A 13,695-nucleotide genomic window follows, 5' to 3' on the forward strand; every position below is an offset into this window, starting at 1 on the left:
GTGGTTGATTTGCAAGCGCCTGATATGAAACTGTCGCAAAAGCATGACAGGGGTTAGATTACCTAACCAAACACCGAGAAGCTGAGTTGACCAAGGATAACATGCCCGCGCTGCGGCCTTCCCAGACAGATTTTTCAGACACGGCCAAGGAAGGAGCTGACCCGGCGACGACGAACCCGGACCGCTTCGTCAACCGCGAATTCTCATGGCTGCAGTTCAATCGCCGCGTGCTGGAGGAGGCCGAGAACACCCGGCATCCCCTGCTGGAGCGCGTGCGCTTCCTGTCGATCTCGGCGGCCAATCTGGATGAGTTCTTCATGGTGCGCGTGGCGGGTCTCGCCGGACAGGTGCGACAGGGTATCGCGGTGAAGAGCCCCGACGGCCGCACGCCCGAACAGCAGCTCGACCAGATCCTGCTGGAAGTGGGGCGGCTTCAGGAAGACCAGCAACGGAGCCTGTCCACCCTGATGCAACTGCTGAAGGCGGAGGGCATCGAGATGATCGCAGGGTCGGGCCTCGCCAAGGACGACCGCTCCTGGCTCGAAGAGCATTTCATGGAGCAGATTTTCTCCGTGATGACGCCTCTCTCCATCGATCCGGCGCATCCGTTCCCCTTCATTCCCAATCTCGGCTTCTCGGTGGCCCTGCAACTGAGGCATCGCAAGAATGGCGAGGAGATGAACGCGCTGCTGCGCCTGCCTGTGGCGCTCCGGCGGTTCATCCGCCTGCCGGACCGCAAGAAGACGGTGCGGTTCATCACGCTGGAAGAAGTGGTGAACCTTAACATCGCGCGGCTCTTCCCTGGCTATGAGGTGAAGGGTGCGGGAACCTTCCGCATCATCCGTGACAGCGATATCGAGGTCGAGGAGGAGGCGGAGGACCTCGTGCGCTATTTCGAAACGGCCCTGAAGCGGCGCCGGCGCGGTTCGGTGATCCGGATCGAATTCGACAGCCAGATGCCGGCAGCGCTACGCGAATTCGTCGCCGGCGAGCTCGGCGTGCCTCCGAACAGGGTGAGCGTGCTCGGCGGGCCGCTGGCCATCAACCAGATTTCCGAGATCGTCTCGATTCCGCGCGACGATCTGAAGTTCCCTCCGTACAATCCACGCTTTCCCGAGCGCATCCGGGAGCATGGCGGCGACTGCTTCGCCGCCATCCGCGAGAAGGACATCATCGTCCACCATCCCTACGAATCCTTCGACGTGGTGGTGCAGTTCCTGCGCCAGGCGGCGCTCGATCCCGAAGTGGTCGCCATCAAGCAGACGCTCTATCGCACGTCCAACGACAGCCCGATCGTGCGCGCGCTGATCGATGCGGCGGAGGCCGGAAAGTCCGTGACCGCATTGGTCGAACTCAAGGCGCGCTTCGACGAAGAGGCCAACATACGCTGGGCCCGCGATCTCGAACGCGCCGGCGTGCAGGTCGTCTTCGGCTTCATCGAGCTGAAGACCCACGCCAAGATGTCGCTGGTCGTGCGGCGCGAGGACGGCAAGTTCCGCAACTATGTCCATCTCGGCACCGGCAACTATCATCCGATCACGGCGCGCATCTACACCGACCTGTCCTTCTTCACCTCAGATCCGGCCATCGCGCGCGACGTGGCGCATATCTTCAACTTCATCACGGGCTATGCGGAGCCGATGGAGACTATGAAGATCGCCATGTCCCCCAACACGCTGCGCAGCCGCATCCTGAAGCACATCGCCGACGAGATCGCCTTCGCGCGGGATGGCAAGCCGGCGCAGATCTGGATGAAGATGAATGCGCTGGTCGACCCGCAAGTGATCGATGCGCTTTACGCGGCGAGCCGGGCAGGGGTGGAGATCGACCTCGTCGTGCGTGGCATTTGCTGCCTGCGGCCGCAGGTCCCGGGCCTCTCCGAGAATATCCGGGTCAAGTCCATCGTCGGCCGGTTCCTCGAACACAGCCGCATCTACTGCTTCGGCAACGGCCATGGCCTGCCCTCGGATGACGCGATCGTCTATTTCAGCTCGGCCGACATGATGCCGCGCAATCTAGACCGCCGGGTCGAGACGATGGTGCCGATCACCAACCGGACCGTGCACGAGCAGGTGCTCGGGCAGATCATGCTCGGCAGCCTCGTGGACAACCAGCAGAGCTTCGAAGTATTGGCTGACGGGACGTCGCGGCGGATAACGCCTGACGAGGGGGAGGAGCCCTTCAACGCGCAGGAGTACTTCATGACGAATCCGAGCCTGTCCGGCCGCGGCGGTGCGCTCAAATCGCATGCGCCCAAACGGATTGCCCAGTTCAAGCGCCAGCGTAAAGCCAACGCCGTCGCCAGGTCATGATCGGGAATTCCCAGGGGCGGCTCCAGGACCGCCGGCCGCTGTCTGTCATAGACATCGGCTCGAACTCGATTCGCCTCGTCATCTATGAGGGGATAGCGCGCTCCCCGACCGTGCTTTTCAACGAGAAGATGCTCGCCGGCCTCGGCCGCGGCATCGTCTCGACCGGCAAGCTCGATCCGGAAGCGGTGCTGCGCGCCGTCGACGAATTCCGGCGCTTTCGCGCCCTTGCGGAGCAGGCCGGCTCGGAAAGCCTGCATGTCATTGCGACTGCCGCGGCGCGCGAGGCGGTCAACGGACCGGAATTCATCCACCGCGCCGAGGACATTCTCGGTACGGAGATCCGGGTGCTGAGCGGCAAGGAGGAGGCCTATTACTCCGCGCTAGGCGTCATCTCCGGCTTTCACGATCCGGACGGGATTGCCGGCGATCTCGGCGGCGGCAGTCTCGAACTGGTCGACGTGGCCGGGCGCGCGATCGGAGACGGCATCACGCTGCCGCTCGGCGGCCTTCGCCTGCAGGATATGGCGAAGGGTTCCATCGCCGAGGCTGCGCGCATCGCCAAACGCGAGCTTGCGCGCGCAAAGCTGCTCAAGGGCGGACAGGGGCGCGTCTTCTACGCCGTGGGCGGCACATGGCGCAACATCGCGCGCCTGCACATGAACACCGTCGATCATCCGCTCGCGGTGATGCATCATTATGAAATGGGCGTCGAAAGCTCCGCGCCGTTCCTGCGGCAGGTGGGACGCGGGGATTTCAGCCAGGTCAAGGGTATCGACAGAATCTCCAAGAGCCGCCGGGCGTTGCTGCCTTATGGCGCGCTGGTGCTACAGGAGATCATCGCGTCGATGAAGCCGTCGAAGATCGTCGTTTCTGCGCTCGGCGTGCGCGAGGGTTTTCTCTACTCGCTGCTGGATGAGGAGGAGCGGCGGGCCGATCCTCTCATCTCGGCCGCGGAGGAACTCGCGCGGTTGCGCTCCCGTTCGGTCGAGCATGCGCATGAGCTCGCGCAGTGGACGGCCTACACGCTGGAGGTGCTGGGTGTCGAGGAGACGGGGGACGAGGCGCGCTACCGGCATGCGGCGTGCCTGCTTGCCGACATAGGCTGGCGCGCGCATCCCGAATATCGCGGCACCCAGTCTCTGAACATCATCTCGCATGCGTCCTTCATCGGCATCGATCATCCCGGGCGGGCCTTCATCTCGCTCGCCATCATGTTCCGGCACGAGGGAATCTATGAGGACGCGGTGGCGCCGGCCTTGAGACAACTCGTATCGCCGCGTCTTCTGGAGCGCGCGCGGCTGCTTGGCGCCATGATGCGTGTGATCTATCTGCTGACCGCCGCGATGCCCGGGGTGATGCCGAAACTCAGATGGGAGAAGCGGCCGAACGGCGCGCTGGCGCTCGTGCTGCCGGCGTCTCTCGCCGGGCTTGACGGCGAGCGGCCCAAAGGCCGTGTCGCCGTCCTTTCCAAAGTGGTGGGACGACCGCTTTCGCTGGAGGTCGCGTCGGAATAAACGCGGCGACGATTCGCTCAGTCGGGAAGGTCGAAAACGCGTATCTTGCGCTTCTCGAACTTCAGGCCCATCTCGCCGCGAATGAGCTTCAGGGCGACTTCGCCGAAGACGTCCCGCCGCCAGCCATGCATGGCCGGCACGTCGGCATTCTCGGCCTGGGCGGCGATGCGGTCGAGGTCGTCCCCCGATGCCACCAGCTTGGCGGCCACGCCATGCTTTTCCGAGACGATGCGCAGCAAGACTTTCAGAAGCTCCGTCGCGGCGCTCGATCCCTCCGGCGATGAGGTCTGCCTGGGCAGGCGCGGCAGGGATTCCCTCGGGATCTCCATCGCGACGTTGATCGCCTCGAGCAGCGATGCAGCCGTCGACGAGCGTTCCCAGCCCCTTGGAGTCGTGCGGAGGCGGCCAAGGGCAACGGCGTCGCGCGGCTGTTGCTGGGCGATCTCATAGATCGCGTCATCCTTGATGATGCGTCCGCGCGGCACGTCGCGTTCGCGCGCCTCGCGCTCGCGCCAGGCGGCGACCGACTGAACCACGGCAAGCTCGATCGGCTTCCGAAACCGCATCTTGAGGCGTTTCCAGGCGTCCTCCGGGTGCGGATCGTAGGTCTCGCGCGCCGTGAGCACCTCCATCTCCTCATGGAGCCAGTGGCCGCGGTTCTCGCGCTCCAGTTCTTCCTTGAGGTGACGATAGACGTCGATCAGATGCGTGACGTCGGCCAGCGCGTAGACGAGCTGCTTGTCAGAAAGCGGCCGGTGACGCCAGTCTGTGAAGCGGGACGACTTGTCGATGTGCTGTCCGGTGATCTTCTGCACGAGCTGGTCGTAGGAAACGCTGTCGCCGAAGCCGCACACCATGGCGGCGACCTGCGTGTCGAAAACCGGGTGCGGGATCAGGCCGCCGAGATGGAAGATGATCTCTATGTCCTGCCGCGCGGCATGAAAGACCTTGGTCACCGCCTCCTTGGCCATCAGACGGAAGAAGGGAGCGAGATCGATGCCCGGCGCGAGCGGATCGATCAGCGCGGACAGGCCTGGCGCGGCCATCTGGATAAGGCAAAGTTCCGGCCAGAAGGTCGTTTCGCGAATGAACTCGGTGTCGACAGTGACGAATTCGCAGTTTTCGAAGCGGCGGATGATGTCTTCGAGTTCGGTCTGGTCGGTAATGACGTGGATCAATGGCGTATCCGATATTCTGCGGCGAATCCTAAACCGCAAGCATCACGCCTTCGTCAAGTGGCAGGTCATCCCGGCTCGTCTTTGTCGTGGCTTTCGGGTCTTCGCGCGAGCTTGGCGAATATGGTCGAGGTTCTGAGCAGCGCCGTGAACTTGCCGCGTGCGCCGGAGGGCACGCTGGCCCGCGCTCCCATGCGATAGATGATGAGCACCGTGAAGACGGCATAGATCGCTGTGGTGAAGAAGAACAGCGCCGTCGGACCGAACCACTGCATGAACGTCGCCGCCGCGAAAGGCCCGCCGATGGCGCCGAACGAATAGAAGAGCATGAGCGCGGCGTTCACGAGGACGAACTCGCCGGGTCCGGCGCGGTCATTCGCATGGGCGGCCGACAGTGAGTACATCGGCATGGCGAAAGAGCCGAAGATGAAGACGAGGGCAAAGTTCACCAGCGGATCGCCGCCGGCGAAGAGGCCGAGCGCCAGGCCGGTGACAAGCGAACCGATGGTCGTGACCAGCAGCACCTTGCGGCGGTCCCAGCGGTCCGAAAGATAGCCCAGCGGATACTGGATGATGCCGCCGCCGATGATGCCGACGCTGACGAAGGTCACTACGTCCGCGACCGACATGCCGAGCTGTTCCGCGTAGACGGGCGAGAGGCTGCGGAACGCGCTGTTCGAAAGGCCGACGATGATGCAGCCCATGCAGCCGAGCGGCGAGATCCTCCAGACGCGCGGCAGGTCGACCTTGACCTCCTCGGGCGGGGCGGGATTCGAGCGGTCGCCGAGCGACACCGGCACCAGCGAAAGCGTGATCATGATCGACATGATGGCGAAGATGGCGAAACCCTCGGCGCCGAAAACCGGGATCAGGAACTGGGCGCCGGTGACCGAGCCGATGTCGATCATCCGGTAGACGGCGAGAACCTGCGCGCGGTCCTGGTTGCGCACGCCGGAGTTCAGCCACGCCTCCATGACCGTGAACAGACCGGCGAAGCAGAAGCCGGTGAGGAAGCGGATGGTCGCCCAGACATAAGGATCGATCATCAGGACCAGCAGCAGGGTGCCGCTCGAAGCGAGCGCGGCAAGCGCGGCGAAGCTGCGGACATGGCCGACCGCCTTCATTATGCGTGTGACGGCGAGGCAGCCGAGCAGGAAGCCGCCGAAATATGCCGTGCCCATCAGGCCGATGGTGGCGGGCTCGAACCCTTCCTTGGCGCCGCGCAGTGCGATCAGCGTGCCCTGGAGACCGTTGCCGCCCAGAAGAATGCCGGCGGCGATCAGCAGGGGAATGAGCGGTCTGATGGAAGACATGCGGGCCGGAACACTCCGAGTCCGGACTGTATAGGCGAGCACTTGCCGGACGGCCACAGGCAATTCCACCTGTGTTGGGCCAACAGACCGCCTTTTCCTTGACAAAACCGGCCTTGCATGCGCTTTTCCGCGCGATTTCAGGCCGGCGCCCGACGCGCCGGCGTCAGCCGAGCTTCGGATAGATCAGGAAATGCATCGTTATCGCAGCCATACCTGCGCGCAATTGCGCAAGACCAATGTCGGTGACACCGTCCGCCTGTCTGGCTGGGTGCACCGGGTCCGCGACCATGGCGGACTTCTGTTCATCGACCTGCGCGATCACTACGGCCTGACGCAGATCGTCGCCGATCCGGACTCGCCGGCATTCAAAACCGCCGAGACGGTGCGCGGCGAGTGGGTGATTCGCGTCGACGGCGAGGTAAAGGCGCGCACGCCGGAGACCGTGAACCCCAACCTGCCGACCGGCGAGATCGAGCTTTTTGCCCGTGACATCGAAGTACTGTCGGCGGCCAAGGAACTGCCGCTGCCGGTATTCGGCGAACCGGACTACCCGGAGGACATCCGCCTCAAATACCGCTTCCTCGACCTGCGCCGCGACACGCTGCACCGGAACATCGTGCAGCGCACGAAGATCATCGCCGAGATGCGCAAGCGTATGGGCGAGGCGGGCTTCACCGAATATTCGACGCCGATCCTGACGGCCTCCTCGCCGGAAGGCGCGCGCGACTTCCTCGTGCCGAGCCGAATCCATCCGGGCACTTTCTACGCGCTGCCTCAGGCCCCGCAGCAATACAAGCAGCTCATCATGGTGTCGGGCTTCGACCGCTATTTCCAGATCGCGCCATGCTTCCGTGACGAGGACCCGCGCGCCGACCGCCTTCCGGGCGAATTCTACCAGCTCGACCTCGAAATGAGCTTCGTCGAGCAGGACGATGTGCTGGGCACCATGGAGCCGGTGCTGCGCGGCGTGTTCGAGACCTTTGCCGAGGGCAAGCCGGTCACGCAGAATTTCCCGCGCATTCCCTATGACGAGGCGATGCGCAAATACGGCTCGGACAAGCCGGACCTGCGCAACCCGATCGTCATGCAGGATGTGTCGGAGCATTTCCGCGGGTCGGGCTTCAAGGTCTTCGCCAACATCCTCGCCAACGATCCGAACGCCGAGGTATGGGCTATTCCCGCGAAGACGGGCGGCAGCCGCGCCTTCTGCGACCGCATGAATTCCTGGGCGCAGGGCGAGGGCCAGCCGGGTCTCGGCTACATTTTCTGGCGCAAGGAAATGGAAGCGGCCGGAAATGAGCCCGATGTCTGGCAAATTGCAGGAGCGGGACCGATCGCCAAGAACATCGGCGAGGACCGCACGGAAGCCGTGCGCCGGCAACTCGGACTCGATGATGGCGACGCGGCGTTCTTCGTGGCCGGCGATCCGAAGAAATTCGTGTCCTTCGCGGGAGCCGCGCGCACCCGCGCCGGAGAGGAACTGAACCTCGTCGACCGCGACCGTTTCGAGCTTTGCTGGATCGTCGACTTCCCGTTCTTCGAGTGGAACGAGGACGAGAAGAAGATCGATTTCGCCCACAATCCTTTCTCCATGCCGCAGGGCGGCATAGACGCCCTCAACGGCCAGGAGCCGCTGGGGATCAAGGCCTTCCAGTATGACATGGTCTGCAACGGCTTCGAGATCGCGTCGGGCGGCATCCGCAACCATCTGCCGGAGACGATGGTGAAGGCCTTCGAGATGGTGGGCCTTAGCCGCGAGACGGTGGAGGAACGGTTCGGCGGCCTCTATCGCGCCTTCCAGTACGGCGCGCCGCCGCATGGCGGCATGGCCGCGGGCATCGATCGCATCATCATGCTTCTCGTCGGAGCGAAAAATCTGCGCGAGGTCACCATGTTCCCGATGAACCAGCAGGCCTACGACCTGCTGATGAACGCGCCAGCCGAGGCGACGCCGCAGCAGTTGCGCGAGCTGCAATTGCGCGTCGTGCCGCAGAAGAAGGACGCCTGACGACGGTGGAGACCGGGCCGCGTGTTCTGGTGACGGGCTTCGAGCCGTTTCCGGGCGCGCCGGTCAATCCGACGGAATGGCTTGTAGGGGCTTTGCGAGAGGCCCCGCCGGTTCTGCCATGCACAGGCGCCTTCAAGGCGGAGATGCTTCCGGTAGCCTATCAGGCCGTCGCTGCCCGTCTGAGCGGGATCGGCGCGGATTTCCGGCCCGACATCGCCGTGCATTTCGGACTGGCGCAGGGATGCGCGGGTTTCAGGCTGGAACGCATAGCCCGAAACTGCTTCGTCGAGCCGCGCGCGGACAATCTCGGCTTCGTGCCAGCTTCCGGGCCGATCTGCGAAGGGCCAGGCACCTTGCCCTCTGGCCTGCCGCTGGAGGCGATCCACAGGGCGCTGACCGCTTCCGGATTTCCCGCCGAATGGTCGGACGATGCCGGCGGCTATCTCTGCAATACGGTCTTCACCCTGTCGCTGGCGCGGGGCGCCGCCGGTTTCGAGCCGACGATGAGCGGCTTCATCCATGTGCCGCTGCTGGACGAAGGCACGATAGGCCCGATCCGTCCTGTTTTCGATGCGAAGATGCTGCTCGAGGGTGCGGAGATCATCCTGCGCACCTGCGTCGCCGCCTATGTCGCAACGAAAGAAAATGGCCCGGCGTGACCGGGCCATCCCTTGCTCCTGATCGGTGGCGAACCGTTCACTCGTTCGCAGTTACGGTGACGCCGAGCGTTTTCGGCAGTTCCTGCGGAGCCGACATGGCGCCCGCAGCGATCAGTGCGAACGGCACCGGCTGTCCGGGGGCGGCCGTGATTTCGAGGCTTTTCGGATCGTCGAGGAACTTCGTGACCGCATCCGACACGCTCTTGATCAGCGCCTGATCCTGAACCACCTGCGCCAGCATCATCGGGGCCAGCGCCTTCGCCTGATTGGCGATATCGGCCGGCTTCAGGCCCTGCGTGTTGGCGACGAATTCCAGAAGCTTGTTGGTCAGCGAATCGTCGTCGAAACGGACGGAGGCGGTATGGAACGTAAGCTGCTGCATCAGGCCGAGCATCGCGAGACCTTGCGCCGAGTTGTCGGCGCCTGCCGGCTGATCGGCCATTTTCTTCTGCATGTCCTGCATCGACTTGATGAAATCAGGGGTGTAGCCGCCGAGGTCAACCGTGATGCCCAGCGTGCCCGCGTCGTTCACCGTGATGTCGTAGGTCGAGATCGCCATGCGCCCGTCTGTCGGCTGCCACGAGCCCTCCATTTCGACCGTGCCGCTCAGCGTCTGGTAGCCGAGAGCCTCGATCACCGCCTTGGACTGCGGGTCCTCGACCGATGAGAGATCGGCGTTCCAGCTTTCCGTGGACACGACGAAGGTCATAGGCTTGCCGTCCGCCGGCGCCGTGGCTTCGGCATGGGCGCCCTTCATCGCGAACAATTCCTTGCCGTCCTTGCTCACCGTGAGGCTCTCGACATCGGCGGTGTCGTACATCATCAGGTTGGCGAGCGGGTCGGTCGCTCCCTCGGCGCTCAGGCGCAGGCCAGCCATTTCCATGCCGGAAATGTTGATCGTCGCGCCGTCCTCAGTGATGTTGTAGTCGGGCAGGGTGACCGAGCCGATCCTGTAGCCGCCATTCTCCTCGGTGATATCGGAGAGCGTCACCGTGCCGACGGCGAACTCGCCCGGCGTTCCCACCATGCTCACCTTGACCCCGTCGAGAACCATTTCGGACGCGTCGCCGCTCGCACTCGCCCAGGAGATGGTCATTCCCTGATTTTCCATCACCGCTTTCAGGCGATCCCCGACCGCATTGATATCCTGAGCAAAAGCCCAACTGCTCGATGCGCACACCAGGAAGGTCGTAATGAAAAGCTTCCGCGACAAAGTCTGAGGTTTCATCGTTGTGTTCCCTGAGCGTTCGAGGTTTCCAGCTGCCCTCCCTGTGCGCAGAACTGGACGGGAAAAAGGCGTGCGGCAGCACATAGGGCGCAATTTCGGGCAAAACGCAATCCAATGGCGGGATACAAGCTTTCGCAACGTCAAGAAGACGTTGAAAAGGCTATTGCACTTGCCGCGAATCACCATCTTCGCTAGGCGAAACCATGGGAAAAAGCCTTGTTCCGCCCGGATCGGACGGCGGCGATCACGTTGAGCCGGTCGACCTCAAGAAAGCGCTTGAAGAGCGTTATCTGGCCTATGCGCTATCGACGATCATGCACCGCGCCCTGCCGGACGTGCGCGACGGGCTGAAGCCGGTGCACCGTCGCATCATGCACGGCATGCGCATTCTGCGCCTCAACCCGGACCAGAGCTTCGCCAAATGCGCCAAGATCGTTGGCGAGGTGATGGGTAATTTCCATCCGCATGGCGACCAGTCGATCTATGACGCGCTGGTGCGTCTCGCGCAGGATTTCTCCATGCGCTATCCGCTGGTGGACGGGCAGGGCAACTTCGGCAACATCGACGGCGATAACGCCGCGGCCATGCGCTACACCGAGGCGCGCATGACCGATGTCGCGGCGTCGATCCTAGAAGGCATAACGGAGGACGCGGTCGATTTCCGCCCAACCTACAATGAGGAGGACGAGGAGCCGGTCGTCCTGCCGGGGGCCTTTCCCAATCTCCTTGCCAACGGTTCGTCGGGCATCGCCGTCGGCATGGCGACCTCGATTCCGCCGCACAATGCGGCCGAACTCTGCAATGCGGCGCTGCACCTGATCGACCACCCGGACGCCGCGCTTGTCGATCTGATGACGTCGCCGACGCAGTGGGAGGCGATGAAGGACGATTCCATCGCGCGGCTCGATTGCAAGGTTCGCGGCCCCGATTTCCCAACAGGCGGAACGGTCGTGGACGACTGGTCGTCCATCGTCTCCTCCTACGAATCCGGCCGCAGCAGCGGTTTCCGGGTGCGGGCGCGCTGGATGCAGGAGGATCAGGGCCGTGGCACCTGGAACATCGTCGTCACCGAAATCCCCTATGGCGTGCAGAAGGCGAAGCTGATCGAGAAGATCGCCGAGCTGCTGGTGGCGCGAAAACTGCCGCTGCTGGAGGATGTGCGCGACGAAAGCGCGGAGGACATCCGCGTCGTTCTGGTGCCCAAGAGCCGCTCGGTCGATCCGGCGATCTTGATGGAATCGCTGTTCAAGCTGAGCGAACTGGAATTGCGCTTCCCCCTAAACATGAACGTTCTGTCACGCGGCAAGGTGCCGAATGTGCTGTCGCTGAAGCAGGTGCTGCGCGAATGGCTCGACCATCGCCGCGACGTGCTCGTTCGGCGCTCGAAGCACAGGCTCGCGGAGATCGAGCGGCGGCTGGAGATCCTTGCCGGCTACCTCATCGCCTATCTCAATATCGATGAGGTGATCAGAATCATCCGCGAGGAGGACGAGCCGAAGGCTGTGATGATGGCGCGCTGGTCGCTGACCGACACGCAGGCCGAGGCGATCCTCAACATGCGGCTCCGTGCCCTGCGCAAGCTGGAGGAGATCGAGATCCGCAAGGAGTTCGACGGCCTGAGCGCGGAGAAGAAGCAGATCGAGACGCTGTTGGCTTCGGAAGCGAAGCAATGGCAGGCGATCCGCTGGGAAGTCGGCAACATCAGGAAGCGCTTCGGCCTCGATACCGAGATCGGCCGGCGCCGCACCGATTTCGCGGCGGCTCCCGACCATGACGACGCCGACATCCACCATGCCATGGTGGAAAAGGAGCCGATCACCGTCGTGGTCTCGGAGAAGGGCTGGCTGAGGGCGCTGAAGGGGCACCTGACCGATCTGTCGCTGCTGAGTTTCAAGGAGGGCGACGGGCTGAAGCTGTCGTTCCATGCGCAAACGACGGACAAGATCCTCGTCTTCACCACCGGTGGGAAATTCTACACGATCGGCGCGGACAGGCTGCCGGGTGGCCGCGGCCATGGCGAGCCGATCCGCATCATCGTCGACATGGAGAACGATCAGGACATCGTCACCGCCTTCGTGCACGATCCGAAGCGGCGGTTGCTCGTCGTCTCGCACGAGGCGTATGGCTTCGTCGTGCCGGAGGCGGAAGTGGTCGCCAACACCCGGAAGGGCAAGCAGGTCATGAACGTCAAATCACCGGACGAAGGCGCCGCCTGCATCGCGCTGTCGGGCGATCACGTCGCCATCGTCGGCGAGAACCGCAAGCTGCTCGTCTTCGCGCTGTCCGAAATTCCGGAAATGGCGCGCGGCAAGGGTGTCCGCCTGCAGAAGTACAAGGACGGCGGCATGCTGGACGTGAAGACCTTCGCCATGGAGGCGGGCCTGACCTGGCAGGATTCGGCCGAACGGGTTTTCGTGCGCAAGCAGGAGGAACTGGCCGAATGGATCGGCAATCGCGCCGCCGCCGGCCGCATGGTGCCCAAGGGTTTTCCGAGAACGGGCAAGTTCGGTTGACGGCGTAGCTCTAGACCGGATGGCGGACATTGCCGCGCGCGGCGCGGCGCCTGCCTTCCGCGATCTGCCAGATCGAGTGGACGACGAGGGTGACGATGAGGATCGTGCCGCCGACCAGCGCATTGTTCGACGGGACCTCGTCGAAGATGATCCATACCCAGACTGGCGCCAGTACCGTTTCCAGCAGATAGAACATCGCCACTTCGGGACCGGACAGGTATTTGGGGCCGTTGGCGAGGCAGAAGAACGAGATCGGCATCACGATCGCGCCATTGAAGATGATCCACCATGGCGCATCCACGCTGAAGCCGACGGAGCTTACCATCGGAATGGCGATCAGAAACGGGAAGATCACGCCGACGAGCGCCGTAAAGCCCATGTCGCGCCCGCTGCGGCGGCTGATCGTGATCGCGCCGGCGATCGACAGAGACGACGACAGCGCCAGCAGATTGCCGCTCATGTTGCCCGAGCCAAGCCCGTCGGCGACGATGATGAGGACCCCGACGACCATCGCCGCCATGGCGGCCAGCGTTCCGTTGCGCGGGCGCTCGCCGAGGAAAATCCACGACAGGAGCGCCGCGAACATGCTGGTGAAAGCGAGGATGAAGACGAGATTCGCCGTCGACGTGCGATAGACGGCAAGGATGAAGCAGATGGAGCCGAGGCCGTAGAGCGCCGCCACGACGGCGCCGGCCACGCCCGGAAGCAGCGACGGCGCCCTGGGCGAAAGACTGCGCCACACGCTCCAGATCACCAGGGCGGCGAGAAAGGTCGTGCCGGTTCTCAGCAGCAGGATGGTCCAGGCTTCACCATCGGCAAGGCGGATCAACGGGATGTCGAAGGTCAGGACCAGACCGCCGATCGCGGTCATCAGCAGCCCTTTGAGATGATCGGGGGAAGGCGTGGTCACGATGCCATGGCGCTCGCGCCATGCTGCTCCCGGCATTGGCGGTTTGAGAACGAACGGGAGCGG

At 63.7% G+C, this 13,695-nt stretch carries 9 protein-coding genes; 5 read left to right on the top strand and 4 right to left on the bottom strand.

All coding sequences use genetic code 11. The features are described 5' to 3' along the window. The first annotated feature begins 101 nt into the window (after nt 1-101). Complete coding sequence (locus M9955_19890; GenBank protein ID MCO5083905.1) at nt 102-2,312, top strand: RNA degradosome polyphosphate kinase; 2,211 nt, start codon at nt 102-104, stop codon at nt 2,310-2,312. After that, entirely contained in the window at nt 2,309-3,826 is a 1,518-nt protein-coding gene (gene ppx, locus M9955_19895) for an exopolyphosphatase (GenBank protein ID MCO5083906.1), read from the top strand. Before M9955_19890 ends, ppx begins: the two co-directional genes overlap by 4 nt. A gap of 17 nt (nt 3,827-3,843) precedes the next feature. Here ppx and rnd read toward each other — a convergent pair whose 3' ends face one another. Continuing rightward, complete coding sequence (gene rnd, locus M9955_19900) at nt 3,844-5,001, bottom strand: ribonuclease D (protein ID MCO5083907.1); 1,158 nt, start codon at nt 4,999-5,001, stop codon at nt 3,844-3,846. A gap of 68 nt (nt 5,002-5,069) precedes the next feature. Continuing rightward, the gene (locus M9955_19905; protein ID MCO5083908.1) at nt 5,070-6,314 is read right to left on the bottom strand and encodes an MFS transporter; all 1,245 of its coding nucleotides are present in this window, start codon (nt 6,312-6,314) and stop codon (nt 5,070-5,072) included. A 190-nt stretch (nt 6,315-6,504) separates the two neighbouring features. On the opposite strand from M9955_19905, the gene aspS reads away from it, so the two are divergent. Further along, entirely contained in the window at nt 6,505-8,322 is a 1,818-nt protein-coding gene (gene aspS / locus M9955_19910) for an aspartate--tRNA ligase (protein ID MCO5083909.1), read from the top strand. 5 nt (nt 8,323-8,327) lie between these two features. After that, entirely contained in the window at nt 8,328-8,981 is a 654-nt protein-coding gene (locus tag M9955_19915) for a pyroglutamyl-peptidase I (protein MCO5083910.1), read from the top strand. Between the two features lie 37 nt (nt 8,982-9,018). Here M9955_19915 and M9955_19920 read toward each other — a convergent pair whose 3' ends face one another. Next, nucleotides 9,019-10,209, bottom strand: a complete 1,191-nt coding sequence (locus tag M9955_19920) for a YdgA family protein (protein ID MCO5083911.1) — start codon at nt 10,207-10,209, stop codon at nt 9,019-9,021. A 203-nt stretch (nt 10,210-10,412) separates the two neighbouring features. On the opposite strand from M9955_19920, the gene parC reads away from it, so the two are divergent. Then, nucleotides 10,413-12,722, top strand: coding sequence for a DNA topoisomerase IV subunit A (parC, locus tag M9955_19925; GenBank protein ID MCO5083912.1), 2,310 nt, complete (start codon nt 10,413-10,415; stop codon nt 12,720-12,722). Nucleotides 12,723-12,732: 10 nt separating this feature from the next. Here parC and M9955_19930 read toward each other — a convergent pair whose 3' ends face one another. After that, entirely contained in the window at nt 12,733-13,668 is a 936-nt protein-coding gene (locus M9955_19930) for a DMT family transporter (protein MCO5083913.1), read from the bottom strand. Nucleotides 13,669-13,695: the final 27 nt, after the last annotated feature.

It is taken from the genome of Rhizobiaceae bacterium, from assembly GCA_023953845.1.
Classification (GTDB): Bacteria; Pseudomonadota; Alphaproteobacteria; order Rhizobiales; family Rhizobiaceae; genus Arvimicrobium.